This window comes from Collinsella sp. AF23-4AC, assembly GCF_003462685.1.
In the GTDB taxonomy this organism is placed as follows: Bacteria; Actinomycetota; Coriobacteriia; order Coriobacteriales; family Coriobacteriaceae; genus Collinsella.
The window spans coordinates 1-16,534 of record NZ_QRVE01000016.1 but is presented as its reverse complement, the minus strand read 5'-3'; the positions used below and the strand labels follow the sequence as shown (position 1 = coordinate 16,534).

Here is a 16,534-nt window from a genome sequence, read left to right as displayed (position 1 = left end):
CATGGACCAGACCGTACCCGCATACGCCGCCGAGGTGGCCGATTACGGGCGCAGCCGCGACCCCGAGCCGGGTGAGGGCGCGCTCGTTAAGAACGTGCGTCCCGAGTCGCCCGCCTGGGATGTAGGTATCGAGCCGGGCATGCGCGTGCTCACGGTCAACGGTGAGCAGCTCACCGACATGATCGTATGGCTTTGGGAAGCCGACGACGACACCGTCGAGTTGGAGGTTTTCGACCCACGCGATGGCACCGTCACCCCCGTGGAGCTCGACCGTTTTCCCGGCGAGGATTGGGGGCTTGAGTTCGATGGCCCCATCTTTGACGGCATGCGCACCTGCGTCAACGCCTGCGTGTTCTGCTTTATGACCATGCTGCCCAAGGGCGGCCGCTCCACGCTCTACATTCGCGACGACGACTACCGCCTGAGCTTTTTACAGGGCAACTTTGTCACGCTTACGAACCTTTCCGACGAGGACGTGCAAAACGTTATCGATCGCAACATGAGTCCTATGAACGTGTCGGTCCACGCCGTGAGCCCCGACGTTCGCCGCCGCATGATGGGCCGCAACGCCCAGCGCGGCATGGACGTTCTCGAGGCCATTATGGCAGCCGGCATCGAAATCCACGCGCAGATCGTGCTGTGCCCCGGCATGAACGACGGCGAAGAACTGCTAAAGACGCTTCGCTTTTGCGAGGATCACGAACAGATCACCAGTCTGGGTATCGTGCCGCTCGGTTTTACCAAGCATCAGAACCGCTTTAGCTGGTCCTACAGCGACAAGCCCGAGCTCGCGCGCGAGACCATTGCCATGATCCGGCCCTTCCAGGACCGTGCCTTCGAGCGCTTTGGCCGCCACACCTTCCAGATGAGCGACGAGTTCTATCTGGACGCCGGCATCGAGCCTCCCGAGGCGGACTTTTACGACGGCTACCCGCAGTACTACGACGGCATCGGCATGATTCGCTCGTATCTGGACGAGACCGACAACGTGCTCGCCGCCGATGCCGAGCGCCTGACCCGCGTTCGCGAGGGAATCGCCGCCCGTGGTCAGCGCTTGCTGTGCCTCTCGGGCGCCAGCGCGCGCGATACGGTAGCGCGTTTTGTGGAATCGCCGCACGGCCTCGCCGGCACCGTCACAGCCATCAAGAACCGCTACTTTGGCGGCAACGTGGATGTGACCGGCCTTATCGTCGCCTGCGACATCTTGGAGCAGCTGCCACAAGACCTGTCGGGGGTTATGCTCTTTGTGCCTAAGCTCATGTTCAACGCTGACGGCATGACGCTTGACGAGTATCATCGTGACGATTTACTCGCAAGCCTTACCAGTCGCGGCGCCGAGGTTCATGTGGTGTCGACCATGCCGCATGAGCTGCTCGATACCCTGGAGCACATCCTTGGCATTGTGCCTGCCGACTCTACTAATTCCGCTAACCCTACCCATTAAAGGAGAGCAGATGAAACCTATCGTCGCCGTCGTCGGACGCCCCAACGTGGGCAAGTCCACGCTCGTCAACCGCCTGGCCCAGACCTCGGACGCCATCGTCCACGAGTCCCGCGGCGTCACACGCGACCGCTCGTATCACACGGCCGATTGGAACGGCCGTGAGTTCACCATCGTCGACACGGGCGGTATCGAGCCGCTCAAGAGCGACGACGTCTTTGCCACGTCCATCCGCGACCAGGCACTCGCCGCCGCCGAGGAAGCCGCCGTCATCCTGTTTGTGGTCGACGGCCGCACCGGCGTCACTGAGGAGGACGAGTCGGTCGCCCGTATGCTCAAGCGCTGCGACAAGCCAGTCTTTCTGCTGGTGAACAAGCTCGACAACCCCGATCGCGAGAATGACAACATCTGGGAGTTCTATTCGCTCGGCATCGGTGAGCCCACGCCGCTCTCGGCCCTGCACGGTCATGGCACGGGCGACCTGCTCGACGACATCGTGGCGCTGCTGCCGGAGGAAAAGGACGTGGTCGCCGACGAGTTCCCTGACGCCCTGAACGTCGCCATCATCGGCCGCCCCAACGCCGGTAAGTCTTCGCTGTTCAACCGCATCCTGGGTGCCGACCGCTCCATCGTCTCGAACATCGCCGGCACCACGCGCGACGCCATCGATACCGTCGTCGAGCGCGACGGCAAGCACTACCGTATGGTCGACACCGCGGGCATTCGCAAGAAGAGCACCGTGTACGAGAACATCGAGTACTACTCCATGGTCCGCGGCCTGCGCGCCATCGACCGCGCCGACGTGGCGTTGCTCGTCGTCGACGCCTCCGTGGGCGTAACCGAGCAGGACCAGAAGGTCATGGGCTTGGCCATCGAGCGCGGCTGCGCCATCGTCGTGCTGCTCAACAAGTGGGATCTGCTCGACGATGACCGCAAGCGCGAGGCCTGCATGGAGACCGTCGACCGCCGTCTGGGCGTCATGGCTCCCTGGGCCCAGTACCTGCGCATCTCGGCCCTGACCGGCCGCAGCGTCGAGAAAATCTGGGCGATGGTCGACGCCGCCGAGAAGACGCGTTCGCAAAAGATCTCCACCTCGCGCCTCAACACGTTCCTCACCGACCTGCGCGAGTTTGGCCACACCGTGGTGGACGGCAAGCGCCGCCTGCGCATGCATTACGTGACTCAGACGGGCGTCAACCCGCCGACGTTCACGTTCTTCGTCAACCACAGCGACCTGGTCAACGACACCTACCAGCGCTACGTGGAGAACCGCATGCGTTCGACCTTCGACTTCACCGGTACGCCCATTCGACTCTTCTTTAGGAAGAAGGAGCAAAAGGATGCTTAATCCGATCCTGCTGACCGCCATCTGCGCCGTGGTCTCGTTCTTTATCGGAGCGATTCCGTTTGGCCTGATCCTGGGCCGCGTGTTCAACCACACGGACATTCGCAAGGCGGGCTCCGGCAACATCGGCACCACCAACGCCCTGCGCGTGGCCGGCCCCAAGGTGGCCGCGCTCACCCTGCTGCTCGACTGCCTGAAGGGCGCCATCTGCGTCCTTATCGCGCGTCCGCTCATTGCCGACTTGGGCTATGGCTTCCCCGTGAGCATCATGGCCCCCGGCGCCGCCGGCGACTGGATGCTCGGCGTCATTTGCCTGGCTGCCGTGTGGGGACACATCTTCTCGCCCTACCTCAACTTCCACGGCGGTAAGGGTATCGCCGTGGGCCTGGGCGTGATTCTTGCCTGGTACTGGCCCATTGGTCTGTCGCTGCTTGGCATGTTTATCGTAGCCGTCGCCATCACCAAGTACGTGTCGGTGGGCTCACTTGCCGCCGCCATCGGTCTTCCCATCGCTGCCTGCGCGGTCTTTCCGTACAGCAGCCTGGGCCTCAAGTTTTGCATGGCGATGATCGGCATCACCGTGGTGTGGGCCCATCGCGCGAACATCAAAAAGCTCATGACGGGTAAGGAGTCCAAGCTTTCGTTTACCAAGCGCGTCACCGAGCCCGACGATAAGTAGGAGAGAGTCATGAATGTTGCGCTGATTGGCTCCGGCTCCTGGGGAACCGCCGTCGCTGGCCTTGCCGCCGCGCGAGCCGAGCGCGTGACCATGTGGGCCCATAGCGAGCAGACGGCCGCCGGCATTAACTGCGAGCATCGCAACCCGCGCTATCTGGTGGACTACGTGCTGCCGGAAAACGTTGTCGCCACGACGGACTTGGCCCAGGCGCTCGACGGCGCCGAGGCCATCATCTTTGCCGTGCCTTCCACGCACTTGCGCGGTGTATGCCATCAGGCGGCACCCTGCATCGCCGTCGACACCCCGGTGCTCTGCCTCACCAAGGGCATTGAGCCCGAGTCCGGCCTGCTCATGAGCGAGGTCATTGCCAGCGAGATCGGCAACGAGCGTCGTGTGGCGGCGCTTTCGGGCCCCAACCATGCCGAAGAGATCTGCCGCGGCGGACTTTCGGCCGCCGTCATCGCCAGCGAGGACCAGAAGGTGGGGGAGACCTTTAAAGAGCTGCTGCTTTCCACGGCCTTCCGCATCTACCTGTCGCAAGACATGACCGGCGTCGAGGTCTGCGGCGCCATGAAAAACGTCATCGCTATCGTATGCGGAATCTCTGCCGGCTCGGGCGCGGGCGACAACACGCTTGCCCTCATCATGACGCGCGGTCTGGCCGAGATCAGTCGCCTGGTACACGCCCGCGGCGGCCAGGCCATGACCTGCATGGGACTTGCCGGCATGGGCGACCTTATCGCCACCTGCACCTCCGAGCATTCGCGCAACCGCACCTTTGGCTACGAGTTCGCTCATGGCGTTTCGCTCGACGAGTACCAGACGCGCACGTATATGGTCGTGGAGGGCGCCGTTGCCGCCCGAAGTGTGAGCGAGCTCGCCCGTTCACTTGGCGTAGACATTCCGCTCACCTTTGCCGTGGAGCAAACGCTCTACAACGGTGTTACTTTGGATAGGGCGCTCGAGATCCTTACCGATCGCGTACCCTCCCAAGAGTTCTACGGACTCACCGGCTAGCGCAGAAAGGCTTCTACCATGGGTTCCATCAAAATCGCTCCGTCCGTCCTTTCGGCCGACATGGCCAACCTCAAGGGCGAGCTCGACAAGATCGCCGGTGCCGACTACGTGCACTTCGACGTTATGGACGGTCACTTTACCGGTAACCTCACCTTTGGCGTTGACATCCTCAAGGCCGTCAAGCGCTCCACCGATGTACCGGTCGACGCGCACCTGATGGTGTCGAATCCCGACGAGACGGTCGATTGGTACGCCGACGCCGGTGCCGACATGATCACCGTGCACTACGAGGCCTCCACACACCTGCACCGCACGCTCACGCATCTGCAGCAGCGCGGCGTCAAGGCCGGCGTGGTGCTCAACCCCGCCACCCCCGTGTGCGTACTCGAGAGCATCATCGACGTCGTTGATATGGTGCTGCTGATGAGCGTGAACCCTGGCTTTGGCGGCCAGAGCTTTATCCCTGGTACTATTGCCAAACTGCACGAGCTTAAGGCCATGTGCGAGCGTCACGGCGTTTCGCCCCTCATCGAGGTCGACGGCGGTATTTCTTCCAAGAACATCGCCGAGGTCGTCAAGGCCGGCGCCAACGTGCTCGTAGCCGGCTCCGCTGTATTTAAGTCCGAAGATCCCGCCGCCGAGGTTGCGCTGCTGCAGAAGCTGGGCAACGAGGCCGCACAGGAGGCATAAACCCTTATGACCGCAGGTCAAAACCGCATACCAGTGAATCTTGACTATGCCGCCTCGACGCCCATGCGCGCCGAGGCGCGCCTTGCGCAGCGCGAATATGACGACAGTGAGCTTGCCGGCGTCAACCCCAACTCGCTGCACTCGCTTGGCCGCAAGGCCGCCGCACGCCTGGAAGTCGCCCGTCGCGAGATCGCCCGCAGCTTTGGCGCTCGCGTTCGCCCGTCCGAGATCATCCTTACCAACGGCGGCACCGAGGCCAACCAGCTGGCACTGCTCGGTCTTGCCGAGGGAGCTCGTCAACGCGATCGTAAGCGCAATCGTGTCATCGTTTCGGCCATCGAGCACGATTCGATTCTGGACAACCTGCCGCTGCTGCGTGCCGCCGGCTTTACCGTCGACCTGGTGCAGCCCTGCCGCGCGGGCCACATTGAGCCTGCCGCGCTTGTCGAGTTGCTAGGCGATGACGTTGCGCTCGTGAGCATTATGGTCGCCAACAACGAGACCGGCGTGGTACAGCCCATCCGCGAGCTGGCCGCCGTCGCACATGCCGCCGGCGCCTTGTTTCATACCGATGCCATCCAGGGCTACTTGCATATTCCGCTCGATGTCACTGAGCTGGACGTCGACGCTATGACCGTTGCCGCGCACAAGATCGGCGGCCCTGTGGCATCCGGCGCGCTCTACCTTAAGAACCGCACGCCGCTGCGTCCGCGTATCTTTGGCGGTGGACAGGAAGCCGGCCGTCGCGCCGGTACGCAGGATCTGCGCACGCAGCTGGCTTTTGCCGCTGCCGCCAGCACGCTGGCGCCCCACGTGGCCCAGGAGCGCGCGGAACTGCAGACCTTGTCCGACAAGCTCTACGCCACGCTTACGGCCCATCCTCGCATTCACGCCACGATGGGCGACTACGCGCAGGCGGATCGTCTGCCGGGTATGGTTTCAATCTACGTAGACGGCATGGACTCCGAGGAGCTCATCATCAAGCTCGATGCCGCCGGCTTTGAGGTTTCGGCCGGCTCGGCGTGCTCGAGCGGCAGCATGGACCCGAGCCATGTGCTCAGCGCCATGGGCATTGGTCGCGAGCAGGCTTTGGGGTCGCTGCGCATCTCGTTCGATGACCGCGTGAATCCGAGTGATCTGGACGAGATTGCCCAGACGCTGCTCTCGATCGTAGGTGCCGCATGATCGTCGCCGAGCTCGAGCGCGCCCTGCTGGCACGCTATCCCAAGACGGACGCCGAGGGCTGGGATCACGTAGGCTTATCCGTTGGCGACCCAGCCGCCGAAATTACCGGCGTGGCCTGCGCACTCGACGCGACCGAAGCCAACGTGCACCGCGCCCAGGAGGCCGGTGCCAACGTGTTGTTGACGCATCATCCTATATACATCAAGGCGCCCGAGGCCTTTTGTCCGGCAGACGCCACACGCCCCCAATGCAGCGCGGCGCTCTACGAGGCAGCGCGTTGCGGCGTGAGCATTATCTCGCTCCACACCAACCTGGACCGCTCGCACGAAGCCCGTGTCTGCCTGAGCAAGCTGCTGGGTGCCGCACCCGTGAGCTCACTGGAGCACGTGGACGACCCCGAGGCCACCGGCCTGGGCGCACTTGCAACGCTCAACGACTCGTGCACGCTGCGCGATCTTGCCACCCGTGCTGCCACGGCCTTTGGCAGCGACCCGCGTGTGTGCGGCAAAGCCGATCGCCCGTGCCGCACCGTCGCCATTTTGGGCGGCTCCCTGGGCGACTTCGGAGAGCTCGCCATCGCCGCGGGCGCAGATGTTGTCGTGACGGGCGAGGCGGGCTACCACGTGGCGCAAGACCTTGCCTTGCGCGGGCTGCCGGTGATCTTGCTCGGACACGACCGCTCCGAGGAGCCGTTCGTTGATATATTGATGAACTCTGCAGTTGACGCCGGGGTCGACCCCCGTCATGCGATTAAAATACTGAACCCTTGCCAATGGTGGACTGTGACAAAAGGAGAGAACCTATGAGCGCCGGCGCTACGCTACTCAAGCTGCAACAGATCGATTTGGAGCTCGCCCGCAACAAGAGCGAACTTGCCAATATGCCGGAGCTCAAGGAGCTCGCTTCCAAGCGCAAGACCTACGTTAAGCTCAAGGCCGAGATGACCAAGCTCTACGCCCAGCGCAAGGACCTGGATATTGAACTCGACGATCTCAACACCACCGAGATCCAGACCAATAACGCCATCGAGGCCGCCAAGAAGCGTCACGTCGACGGATCTGATTACCGCGAGGTGCAGGACCTGGAGAATGAGCTTGCCACCCTGGCAAAGCGTCTGGACAAGATCGAGCACACCCGCAAAGATGTCGTCGTCGCCCATAAGGAGGCGCTCGACCGCGAGGCTCGCGCGCAGGCCATCATCGCCAAGTTCGAGGAGGGCGTGAAGGCCGATACCAAGGCCGCCCGCGCCAAGGCCGCCGACCTCCAGGCCCAGATAGATGCCGCCACCAAGGAGCGCACCGCGCTTGCCGCCACGCTGCCGACCGACGTGCTCACCGATTATGAGCGCCTGCTCAAGCAGTTCCGCGGCCTGGCCGTCGAGACCATCAAGGGCAACATCCCCACGGTTTGCCACACCGCACTGCAGGCGTCGTCCATGAGCGACCTCAACCACGACGGTAGTGAGATTACGCATTGCCCGTACTGCCACCGCCTGCTGGTGCTTCCCAACAAGGAAGCCTAAATGATGACGGCGGCATCCAACAATTCAATGCAACTTGAGGGAAAAACGATCCTGCTGGGTATTACCGGCGGGATCGCCGCCTATAAGTCGTGCAATATCGTGCGCCTGCTGCAAAAGCGCGGCGCGCGCGTCAAGGTCGTTATGAGCGAGCATGCCACCGAGTTTGTGGGCCCGCTCACCTTCCGAGCGCTCACCAACGAGCCGGTCGCCGTTGGTCTATTCGACGACCCCTCCGACCCCATTCACCACATTTCGCTGGCGCAGGAGCCCGATCTGGTGGTCGTGGCGCCCGCGACGGCCAATATCATCGCAAAGATGGCCAACGGAATCGCCGATGACCTTATTTCCACCACGCTGCTTGCCACGCCGCGACCCATCGTGATCGCACCCGCTATGAACAACGGCATGTGGAAGGCTACGGCGACGCAGGCCAACATGGCCACGTTGCGTGACCGTGGCGTCCATGTGGTGGGACCCGGCAGCGGCTACCTTGCCTGCGGCGACGTGGACACGGGCCGTATGAGCGAGCCCGTGGACATCGTCGAGGACGTTTGCGAGGTGCTGTACCCCGTCCCGCAAGACCTTGCGGGCAAGCGAATCGTGATCACCGCCGGCCCCACACACGAGCCAATCGATCCCGTGCGCTTCATCGGAAACCGGTCGTCGGGCAAGATGGGCATCGCCCTTGCGGGGGAGGCTGCTCGCCGCGGTGCTGCGGTCACACTTGTGCTGGGACCGACATCGCTCGATGTTCCCCGCGGCGTGGAGTGCGTGTGCGTGCAGACCGCCGCAGAGATGCTGCAGGCGGCGCTGAGCGCCTTTCAGACGGCCGATGCGGCCATTTGTGCGGCTGCCGTCGCTGACTACACGCCCGCAGCCCCTGCCGACCATAAGCTCAAAAAGGCCAACGAGCGCCTGGATCGCATCGAACTGGTCGAGACGGTCGATATCTTGGCCGAGCTTTCGCGCCAAAAGGGAGAGCGGTGCGTGATCGGCTTTGCGGCCGAGACCGATAACGTCGTGGAGTACGCGCAGCGAAAGCTCGCCCGCAAGGGTTGCGATGCCATTATCGCCAACGATGTCTCGCGCGCCGATTCGGGCTTCGGAACCGATACCAACAAGGCCTGGATCGTGAGCACAGCGGGCACGCAAGAACTTCCCGTTCTAACAAAACCCCAGCTCGCAGATACAATTTTGGACTTGCTTCAAAATTTGTAAAAAAGTTCTTGCACAAGGGCAAAGTTTCGGGTTAATATACTCCCTGTTGCGAGCGAGAGCAGAGCAACAAACAAAAGCTTCGGGACGTGGCGCAGCTTGGTAGCGCACTTGACTGGGGGTCAAGGGGTCGCTGGTTCGAATCCAGTCGTCCCGACCAGAAGTTTGCAGGTCAGGCACCTAGTGCCTGACCTTTTTTGTTTTAAGCAATTGCTTAATTTTGATTAAGCAACAGGGTGCCAAAAATCTACCTACGCGATAACCGCCTTTTGCGGCTACTTGCGCGTTTTGCACACGGTTGAGCCGATTTATTAACGCGATATGAATCTACATACGCGTAGCTGGTATACAGCCGAGTACGGGCTGTATTTATCGCGGCGATTTACACAGATATAGCGACTGTAACGAACAAGCGTGTCGCTGTATTTATTCCAGTAGTCCACTTGATCGATGGACAAGTGGGCTGTTGCAACGAAACGCCAAGCAGGACGGGCTCCATATGAGGACGCCGCAGGGGTAATGGCGGGGGGGGGTGCGGTGGGCGCTCTTAGAGCCGCTGTATGACCCCATTCTTCCTCAGACCGATTACCTGCACCACGAACCTCAAATTGTTCGAGCAATCGCCAAAAGAAAGGCCCGAGCAGGATTGCACGGGCCTTTCAGTAGATGCAGATGAGACTAGAAACACCAAGCTGGAAACACACAGACGTGGCCCGATGCCTTGGCGTAGCTGCCAAAGTAACCGCTACTAGCGACACAGTCGAAGGTCGTGGAGCTGAACTCGCCCACAGAGCGTGTCAGATGGCCAAAGTCCGATGAAGCACCGGAATAGTTCGAGCCCGTCACGCCCCTCGATTTGTAATACTCGTACTGATCGCCGCCGCGATAGATATCTCCGTAGACCTCGGCCATGCTGAGAAGGAAGGCCTTATCGGTCGTGGCCGAGGGGTCGCCGTAGTTGCAATCCGCCTTGTTGTCGGTCATCTTCGTGACGGCCTTCGCCTTGGATTGGAGCTCGGACGGCAGGAGAGCCCAGAGGTCGCCGGAATTGAGGCGGCCACGAAGCTCGGACTTCTCCCAGCTGCCGGCGTTGGTGTCGGTGGCGTTCATTCGCTGTTGGCCTATTGCATTGTTAATTGCCTCGAACGTCAACCCAGCCTTGCCCGTGCCGTCCGCCAAGTCGTCGTGGTTGATGCCGATGATTCGATATTCCATCGTGATTCGGTTCGTGAGCTTGACGGAGAACTTCGTCCCCGCATCCATGGCGGCCTTCGCCTTGGCGTAGGCGGGAGACGCCTCGCCCTTGGCTGCGATGTCCTCGGCCACGGCCTTCTGCTCATCCAGCGTCCAGTCTTTGGCATCCTTGGCGACCGCCGCCTGGACGGTCGCGGAATCGGCGCCAGTGGAGCCTCCGCCGGATGCGCCGCCGCCCTCGATGCCAGCGCTGGCCCCGCTATTCACCGTGTTGCCGACCAGGTTGAACTGGTTTCGGATGGCACCGGCCACGCCGGGTCCCGCGAACACGATCACAAGGCCGATGACCGCGATGATCAGGACGTACTCGATGATTGACTGCCCTCGGAGGCGGGTATTCCTAGGAGATACCCCCCCCCCCGAAGGTTAATTGCCGCTGCATGCATATGCGACTCCCTTCGCTCAGGGCTTGTAGATACATTGCCGAGCGTAGGACTATTCCAAAAAGTTGTGCTGGTCTTGCCGCAGCGGCAAAGAATAATTAGCTCAACGTCTGCGCAGCTCAACCGACCGCTCACACAATCGAATTTGTTGCTCAACAAATTCGCAGGTGAGGACAGTAGAATTGGTGATGTCGGAAGTAACGGAGGACCTCCGGTGTCGAAGCGGGTGGTCGAGAAAAAGGGACCAAAAATGAGAAGCCTGGAGCTGATAATCTTCTTCCTGCCTTTCCTGGCGATCGCCGCCAACATCTGCAGCGTGGCGGAGCTCGTTAAGATTGCCAGGGCCAAGGGGCATTACACCAATGGCGCGGGAATCCTCTGGTTCATCGGCCTTTTCGGCACGGCGCTCATGGTCGGCCTGATCGTCTGCGCTCTGCCCGACCGAGCGGCACCGGCGCCCAGCGCACAAAGGGACGAAGACGCCCTGCCCGAGGTGTAGTAATGTCGAAATACAAGATTGTTTACCGCGACGCCAACCCCTCCTGGCAGGAGCTTTGCCCTGTCAGGATGTTAGCCATCCAAGTCTCCAGAGACACCGAGACGGGAGCCTGCTTCCTCCAAACAAAGATCATCAACGTATCGACGAAACCCATCAGCCGCATAGAGTTCACTGTCGGGCTCGAGGGCGAGGGAGGGGAGACGGAGACCGTCGACTTCTCGCTCCTAGATGCCGACCTGCCCGCCGGCGAGGTGCTCAGGCCCAAGGCGGTGAGAATCAAGCTGTCTGTTATCACCGGCTCGCGTGCCGTTGTGACCCGAGCGGACGGCGAGACCTCCTTCGGCGACCCGATCGACATCGATAGCCCCGCGCCACTCGCACTCAACGGGGTCGAGGAGTCGGAACGCGATGTCCTGCTCTCCGAGATGGGGGCCGATACCTTCAAATGCGCGGGCGTCCATTCCGAACACGACGGGTGGTGGCAGTGCGGCTGCGGTGCGGTGAACCTCAAGCGCGGTACCTGCTGGAACTGCGGCGCCGTGCGCGAGAAAATGGCGGATCTGGAAGATGCCGCGTTCCTGGATGAATCCAGAAGGGACAGGGTCTACAAGACGAGCGTCGCGATACTCGAGAAGGGCAACAGGAAGGAAGCTGAGGCCGCCAAGGAAAGCCTCGAGAAGCTGGCCGAGCAGGGATACGGGGACTCGGGAGAGAAGGCAAGAGAGGCCGACGCGAAGATTGCGAACCTCTCGAAAAGGAGGAAGAAGATAGCCGTCGCGGCTGTCGCGGGCATCGTCCTGCTTGCCGTTATGGTCGCCATCTCGCCCCTGCCGTCCATGCTCGAAGCGCGGGCGGACATGAAGGCGGAGCAGGAGGTAATCGACAGCAAGTCGATTGGGCAGACCGTCGAGTTCGGGACCTATTCGGGTGGGCTGGCGGCCTACAAGGACGCCGCAATCGCCGGCAGACCGATCAGATGGATCGTAGTCGACAAGGAGGACGGACGGGCCCTTCTCGTAACCCAGCAGTGCATCGACGAGATGGCGTTCGATACGCAAGGCGACGCAACCGATTTCAAGTCCAGCTCGCTATACGACTATCTGAACGGCAGCTTCAGGGATTTCGCCTTCAGCGATGTCGAGCGGGGCCTCATCGACGGAGACGTCACGATTCTCAACTCCTTTCTCCTTTGCGAACCCGCGCTATCGGACGATTTCCGGTACGCAAAGTCAGTGAAGGACGATAAAGTTAAGGACTGGTGGACCTCTACCGTCGAGAAGTACAGCGGCAGCTCAGACTATAGTGATTTCTACTATGTCGGGCAGCCCCTAGCCAATTACGTGTGCAAGATGGGCGATATCAAATTTGGCGATGACGGGAGCGAGCAGGATGACTTGCTCGGAGTCCGCCCCGCCATCTGGGTCAAATTGAATTAGCAGTCGGTTTTCCCATCGGTTGAATTGCGAAGGTGGCTCCCGATGGTTCGGGAGCCACCTTCATGCGTTCACTTGAACTTGTCTATTGCCATGCCTTGGGAAGGATTACGCCGGGGACGTTCTTGTTGGAGTCGCTATGCAGTGTATTCGGGCTGATGTTCCAGTCGGAACAATCCAGATGGAGACTCCGGCACTGCTCGGACATTCCCGTTAAGTCATATACAGCCCTGAAATCGCACTTGGCACCGAGACCAGTTACGTCCACATCCGCGTCCGGAACGAATCGAAGCGGTATCCCGTTTCAAAACGTATACGTTTCACCATGAGAGAGGGATCTGTCATGAGCTGGAAACCGAGAAAATGCGTTATCGCCTTACTGACTCTGGCGACTCTGACGTGTTTCGCCGCCTTAATCGCCGTCAATATCAAACCGCAACACGATGCTTATCCCTCATCTTTGTCCATTAAAATGGGCCAAAATTTCAGCCTCGGCCGAAACGTCAATTATTTTAACAAGCTAAAACCTAATGAGGAAAATATCTTGATGTTCTGGGCATCGTGGTGTCAGCACTGCGAATCTCTCATAGAAGATATGCAACAACTTGATAATTTCGCAGCCTTAAGGAAGAACCTTTTCACTGTTTCCGAGGACAGCACAATTGAAGAAGCCTCGGTCCATGAAGGAGACTTTCCCATATACATAGATTAAGATAAGACCGTGTATGACCAATATGAACTTGAGCATATTCCGTCCGTATTCATACTGGATGATCAAGGAAACATCATCGGCTTATCCGAAGGAGAGGAAGAACCTCTTGCCTTATTAAAGAAATACGCCAAATACAACGGATATAAAGCGGAAGGAGGCGACATCAAGTAACTATCAAAGGCCAGATTAAGGAGCCAGCCATGAAGAAATGCCTGCCCTCCATCGTCTCAGCAGCTCTTTGCCTCTCCCTTGTCATGACACCATTTGTGCCCGTTGCGGCAGCCTATGCCGACGAAGGGTCTCCCGCCGAGAGCAGCGAGATCTACGTCGGAGACAACTACGACGAAAAATACGATATATCCCTTTTTGAGCGCGGACGCTGCACGGATTCATATTCCAAGGCGTGGTGCGATTCTCACGGATTTGCAAATAACCGCACCGTCCCTCACAAGGTCAAGCTGAACGCGAAGGAGGAGGCTTGCCTGCGCGATCCCTACCTTGCTGGCACCGCTGAAGTTATCGCCGGTCTCGTGACAACCGGTCCTAGCGGCGGCTTTTTTGCAACCGCAATGACATCGTACCGACTTTTCACTTGCATGTTCTGAAAGGAAGTTGCCATGTTGTCGCAAAATCAATCGAGATACTTGACCACAATCGGCTTTGCCCTGCTTGCATTACTCTTTGCTAGCGACCTTTTGCTGAAACCGCCCAAGGAACTCGTTTCGCTTGCCATAGCCTGCATTTCCGCCCTTTACTTTACGGCAAACCTATTCGTCGGACTAAAGGAGAGGAAAAAAGGCGCAGTCGTTGCATCTGCCGTAGGCGTGATCATAGCCATTGCCTCATTCTTTATCTGACACATTGGTGATCTAGGGGCGATATCGTAGGAATACGACCGGGAGAGCCGGGACCAGATTGCCCGGGTTGCCCGGTCGGCTCGCGCGACGGCGCGGCGGTTCCACAGAAAGCTCTCCGGACTTCACGCCGTTTCTGATCGCATTGTAGACAGCCATCTCGTCTTCGCAGTCGGCGAGCACGCGGTGCGCGTCGTCGTTTTGGATGTCCAGTAAATCTCGAAGGTCCTCCATGCACCAGCGTCCGAGATTTGGCCATGCGCGTTGCGCGAACTGATAAGTGTCGATTGCGATGTTGTAGTTAAAGTCCAAGCCAAAGCCGTCCCAGGCAGATCGGCTTTGTTTCCTTGATTCTCAACTTCATCCGGACACTTCCCGCATTCATCCGTGTGTGTACGGATGAATGCGGGGCTCGATAGCCCGGCGGCCTGATCGGCAGGCCGCCGGGAACTATCACTCCTCGATAAAAGCCGGCACCCGGTTAGCCCTGCGCATCTTGAAATCGCCAGTCTCGTGAGAGACGTAGAGAATGCCGTCCATCCCATCTCGTGATGCATACGACAGGTGAACTGAACCGCAATCCGATCCATCATTGTCGAGAAGATCGAACGAATTCGGGTCGCTCGTTGCGGCCAAACGACCACTCAGACAAGAGCCATCGTCATTACAGATTTGCCATTCCATGTCTTCGCCTGCAAGAATCGCCATAGACGGCCTGGTCGCGCCATCGTTGACATACATCCCGTCTATGCCAAACCCATTTTCAGCGCCATCGATGAACGACTGCTCGGACCTATACCTCGCAAATGATGCACATAGCACCATTGCAAGACAAAGTACAAAGCCAACAATCGCTATCTTTGCATAGCTCTTGCCTATCATGTCATTCACCTCGCTCGTATGTATCGAGGTATTCCTGCTTGAGCGTCTGCGAGGACGACTTGATCTTTTCCACGAGCGTGCCGGCTTCGATGAAGTAGAACGAGTTGGTGAGGTCTGCCAGGTCGTCGAGCAGATGGCTTGAAATGAGCACGCTGCGTCCCCGCGCCACCTCGCTGCGCATCGCGTCGCAGGAGGTTTTCCGTTTTCCCGGATCGAGGCCGTTCAGCGGTTCATCGAGGATGAGGTACGGGCAATCGGTCGCTATCGCCATGGCAAGCTTTACCTGCTGCTTCATTCCTGTCGAGAGTTTACGGGTCGGTTTGTCGAGATATGGGGAGATTCCGAGGGAGTCGCAGAGCGAGTCGATGTCGGCGGCCGATTTCCACGCCTCCCTAACGAAAGCAAGGTGCTCGATGGCCGATAGCGTGGGATAGAGATCCGCGCTGCCCGAAGAGCTCAGGTAGACGAGTTCTGCAAATTCTGCTGATCGACGTTGGCAGATTCCGTCTGCCGCCAGGCTTCCCGAGCGGATGCGGGTGGGAAATTGGCCCGACAGCGCTTCAAGAAGGGTGGTTTTCCCCGAGCCGTTGGGAGCAACGAGGCCCGCCGCCGTTCCCGGGCTCAGGAAAAGCGACCCGATTGAAAGTATCGTCGTGCTTCCGTATCCCACGCTCGCGTCCAGAAGCTCGAGCCCATGGTGCTTTTTCGCGGGTCCAGGCTGTCTGGGCGAACGTGTCGCAACGGCGCCGACCGCAAAAAAGACCGCGACGTATGCCAGGGCCACGGCAAGCATCGATGCGCTGCCTGAACAGGAGCCAATGAATTCTGTCGGGAAGCATCCTACGTAACCCGTTGCCTCGATAGGCGAGAATACGGGCAGCGGCAGGAGATTGAGCGCGGCGTTATGCCCTAGTGCCGAATCGGACAGTAACGGGAATGCCGGGGCCGCGACAAGCAGCGCGGAGGTAAGGGGGCCCGCGAGGACGCGCCTCGTTGCGGTCGATAGGACGGCGGAGCAAACGGATATCAAGGTTCCGCCCGCAAGCAGCGCGAGAAGCAGGGCTGTGAAGACGTTTCCCGCGGTCGTGGTGGTAAGCGCGCCGTCATGGAAGAAGGCGATCGGGTACCCAATTTGCCCGAAGCCGTTTAGGACCAAGGCGTAAATGCCCCCGGGTGCGAGGCCGGCGAGGAGCATCGCGGTCCCCGCGACGATTATCGAAAACACGATCTGAATAAGGCGCCGGAATTTGGGCACGGGCGCCTTCGCCGCCAGGGTCCCGGGCCTTGTGGCGCCGAGCACGAGTATCGACGAGAGAAGGAAGGGGATGAAGGGAAGGAAAGACGGCGCCGTGGCAATGGCGTAAGGCAGGAAGGAAAGGAATGGCAGGTCGCTTGCGGAGGCCGGGATATCCGTGATGCCGGA

18 protein-coding genes and 1 tRNA gene are annotated in these 16,534 nt (G+C 60.0%); 15 read left to right on the top strand and 4 right to left on the bottom strand.

The window, feature by feature from the left end; translation table 11 throughout:
• Position 1 precedes the first annotated feature (1 nt).
• The 10 genes from DWY05_RS08070 (at position 2) to DWY05_RS08025 (ending at position 9,254) form a co-directional block, all read left to right on the top strand.
• Entirely contained in the window at positions 2 to 1,444 is a 1,443-nt protein-coding gene (locus DWY05_RS08070) for a DUF512 domain-containing protein (RefSeq protein WP_117821498.1), read from the top strand.
• Between the two features lie 10 nt (positions 1,445 to 1,454).
• Entirely contained in the window at positions 1,455 to 2,789 is a 1,335-nt protein-coding gene (gene der, locus DWY05_RS08065) for a ribosome biogenesis GTPase Der (RefSeq protein ID WP_117821499.1), read from the top strand.
• Positions 2,782 to 3,465, top strand: coding sequence for a glycerol-3-phosphate 1-O-acyltransferase PlsY (plsY, locus tag DWY05_RS08060; RefSeq protein ID WP_117821500.1), 684 nt, complete (start codon positions 2,782 to 2,784; stop codon positions 3,463 to 3,465). The genes der and plsY overlap by 8 nt, the downstream gene beginning before the upstream one ends.
• A 9-nt stretch (positions 3,466 to 3,474) precedes the next feature.
• The gene (locus tag DWY05_RS08055; protein ID WP_117821501.1) at positions 3,475 to 4,482 is read left to right on the top strand and encodes an NAD(P)H-dependent glycerol-3-phosphate dehydrogenase; all 1,008 of its coding nucleotides are present in this window, start codon (positions 3,475 to 3,477) and stop codon (positions 4,480 to 4,482) included.
• Positions 4,483 to 4,500: 18 nt separating this feature from the next.
• Positions 4,501 to 5,172: a ribulose-phosphate 3-epimerase gene (gene rpe / locus DWY05_RS08050; protein ID WP_022095090.1), complete on the top strand. Its 672-nt coding sequence runs from the start codon at positions 4,501 to 4,503 to the stop codon at positions 5,170 to 5,172.
• 6 nt (positions 5,173 to 5,178) lie between these two features.
• On the top strand, positions 5,179 to 6,357 hold the full coding sequence (locus DWY05_RS08045) for a cysteine desulfurase family protein (RefSeq protein WP_117821502.1): 1,179 nt from the start codon (positions 5,179 to 5,181) through the stop codon (positions 6,355 to 6,357).
• Positions 6,354 to 7,163 (top strand): Nif3-like dinuclear metal center hexameric protein, encoded by an 810-nt coding sequence (locus DWY05_RS08040; protein ID WP_117821503.1) that lies wholly within the window; start codon positions 6,354 to 6,356, stop codon positions 7,161 to 7,163. The genes DWY05_RS08045 and DWY05_RS08040 overlap by 4 nt, the downstream gene beginning before the upstream one ends.
• On the top strand, positions 7,160 to 7,879 hold the full coding sequence (locus DWY05_RS08035; protein ID WP_117646532.1) for a zinc ribbon domain-containing protein: 720 nt from the start codon (positions 7,160 to 7,162) through the stop codon (positions 7,877 to 7,879). The genes DWY05_RS08040 and DWY05_RS08035 overlap by 4 nt, the downstream gene beginning before the upstream one ends.
• A gap of 3 nt (positions 7,880 to 7,882) precedes the next feature.
• A complete protein-coding gene (gene coaBC, locus DWY05_RS08030; RefSeq protein ID WP_233504077.1) occupies positions 7,883 to 9,097 on the top strand; it encodes a bifunctional phosphopantothenoylcysteine decarboxylase/phosphopantothenate--cysteine ligase CoaBC in 1,215 nt (404 codons plus the stop codon).
• A gap of 80 nt (positions 9,098 to 9,177) precedes the next feature.
• Positions 9,178 to 9,254, top strand: a tRNA-Pro gene (locus tag DWY05_RS08025).
• A 518-nt stretch (positions 9,255 to 9,772) separates the two neighbouring features.
• Here DWY05_RS08025 and DWY05_RS08020 read toward each other — a convergent pair.
• The gene (locus DWY05_RS08020) at positions 9,773 to 10,600 is read right to left on the bottom strand and encodes a DUF6273 domain-containing protein (protein ID WP_147335222.1); all 828 of its coding nucleotides are present in this window, start codon (positions 10,598 to 10,600) and stop codon (positions 9,773 to 9,775) included.
• 381 nt (positions 10,601 to 10,981) lie between these two features.
• Here DWY05_RS08020 and DWY05_RS08015 point away from each other — a divergent pair, with 381 nt between their 5' ends.
• The 5 genes from DWY05_RS08015 (at position 10,982) to DWY05_RS07995 (ending at position 14,232) form a co-directional block, all read left to right on the top strand.
• Complete coding sequence (locus DWY05_RS08015) at positions 10,982 to 11,230, top strand: hypothetical protein (protein ID WP_117821505.1); 249 nt, start codon at positions 10,982 to 10,984, stop codon at positions 11,228 to 11,230.
• A 2-nt stretch (positions 11,231 to 11,232) separates the two neighbouring features.
• Positions 11,233 to 12,666: a hypothetical protein gene (locus tag DWY05_RS08010; protein WP_117821506.1), complete on the top strand. Its 1,434-nt coding sequence runs from the start codon at positions 11,233 to 11,235 to the stop codon at positions 12,664 to 12,666.
• Between the two features lie 340 nt (positions 12,667 to 13,006).
• The gene (locus DWY05_RS08005; protein WP_117640871.1) at positions 13,007 to 13,375 is read left to right on the top strand and encodes a hypothetical protein; all 369 of its coding nucleotides are present in this window, start codon (positions 13,007 to 13,009) and stop codon (positions 13,373 to 13,375) included.
• 200 nt (positions 13,376 to 13,575) lie between these two features.
• Positions 13,576 to 13,980, top strand: a complete 405-nt coding sequence (locus DWY05_RS08000; RefSeq protein WP_117821507.1) for a hypothetical protein — start codon at positions 13,576 to 13,578, stop codon at positions 13,978 to 13,980.
• 12 nt (positions 13,981 to 13,992) lie between these two features.
• On the top strand, positions 13,993 to 14,232 hold the full coding sequence (locus DWY05_RS07995; RefSeq protein WP_117821508.1) for a hypothetical protein: 240 nt from the start codon (positions 13,993 to 13,995) through the stop codon (positions 14,230 to 14,232).
• Between the two features lie 12 nt (positions 14,233 to 14,244).
• Here the strand turns inward: DWY05_RS07995 and DWY05_RS07990 are convergent, their stop codons facing one another.
• From DWY05_RS07990 to DWY05_RS07980, 3 genes are all read right to left on the bottom strand, one after another.
• Complete coding sequence (locus DWY05_RS07990) at positions 14,245 to 14,541, bottom strand: hypothetical protein (protein ID WP_117821509.1); 297 nt, start codon at positions 14,539 to 14,541, stop codon at positions 14,245 to 14,247.
• A gap of 141 nt (positions 14,542 to 14,682) precedes the next feature.
• Positions 14,683 to 15,111 carry a hypothetical protein gene (locus DWY05_RS07985; protein ID WP_117821510.1) on the bottom strand — a complete coding sequence of 143 codons (429 nt, stop codon included), beginning with the start codon at positions 15,109 to 15,111 and terminating at the stop codon, positions 14,683 to 14,685.
• 1 nt (position 15,112) lies between these two features.
• A partial coding sequence (locus tag DWY05_RS07980; RefSeq protein ID WP_147343288.1) for an ABC transporter ATP-binding protein occupies positions 15,113 to 16,534 on the bottom strand: 1,422 nt, incomplete at its 5' end.

Coding starts and splice junctions, on each gene's coding strand:
- DWY05_RS08070 (WP_117821498.1), top strand. CDS start 2: ATGGACCAGACCGTACCCGCATACGCCGCCGAGGTGGCCGATTACGGG.
- der (WP_117821499.1), top strand. CDS start 1,455: ATGAAACCTATCGTCGCCGTCGTCGGACGCCCCAACGTGGGCAAGTCC.
- plsY (WP_117821500.1), top strand. CDS start 2,782: ATGCTTAATCCGATCCTGCTGACCGCCATCTGCGCCGTGGTCTCGTTC.
- DWY05_RS08055 (WP_117821501.1), top strand. CDS start 3,475: ATGAATGTTGCGCTGATTGGCTCCGGCTCCTGGGGAACCGCCGTCGCT.
- rpe (WP_022095090.1), top strand. CDS start 4,501: ATGGGTTCCATCAAAATCGCTCCGTCCGTCCTTTCGGCCGACATGGCC.
- DWY05_RS08045 (WP_117821502.1), top strand. CDS start 5,179: ATGACCGCAGGTCAAAACCGCATACCAGTGAATCTTGACTATGCCGCC.
- DWY05_RS08040 (WP_117821503.1), top strand. CDS start 6,354: ATGATCGTCGCCGAGCTCGAGCGCGCCCTGCTGGCACGCTATCCCAAG.
- DWY05_RS08035 (WP_117646532.1), top strand. CDS start 7,160: ATGAGCGCCGGCGCTACGCTACTCAAGCTGCAACAGATCGATTTGGAG.
- coaBC (WP_233504077.1), top strand. CDS start 7,883: ATGACGGCGGCATCCAACAATTCAATGCAACTTGAGGGAAAAACGATC.
- DWY05_RS08015 (WP_117821505.1), top strand. CDS start 10,982: ATGAGAAGCCTGGAGCTGATAATCTTCTTCCTGCCTTTCCTGGCGATC.
- DWY05_RS08010 (WP_117821506.1), top strand. CDS start 11,233: ATGTCGAAATACAAGATTGTTTACCGCGACGCCAACCCCTCCTGGCAG.
- DWY05_RS08005 (WP_117640871.1), top strand. CDS start 13,007: ATGAGCTGGAAACCGAGAAAATGCGTTATCGCCTTACTGACTCTGGCG.
- DWY05_RS08000 (WP_117821507.1), top strand. CDS start 13,576: ATGAAGAAATGCCTGCCCTCCATCGTCTCAGCAGCTCTTTGCCTCTCC.
- DWY05_RS07995 (WP_117821508.1), top strand. CDS start 13,993: ATGTTGTCGCAAAATCAATCGAGATACTTGACCACAATCGGCTTTGCC.
- DWY05_RS07985 (WP_117821510.1), bottom strand. CDS start 15,111: ATGATAGGCAAGAGCTATGCAAAGATAGCGATTGTTGGCTTTGTACTT.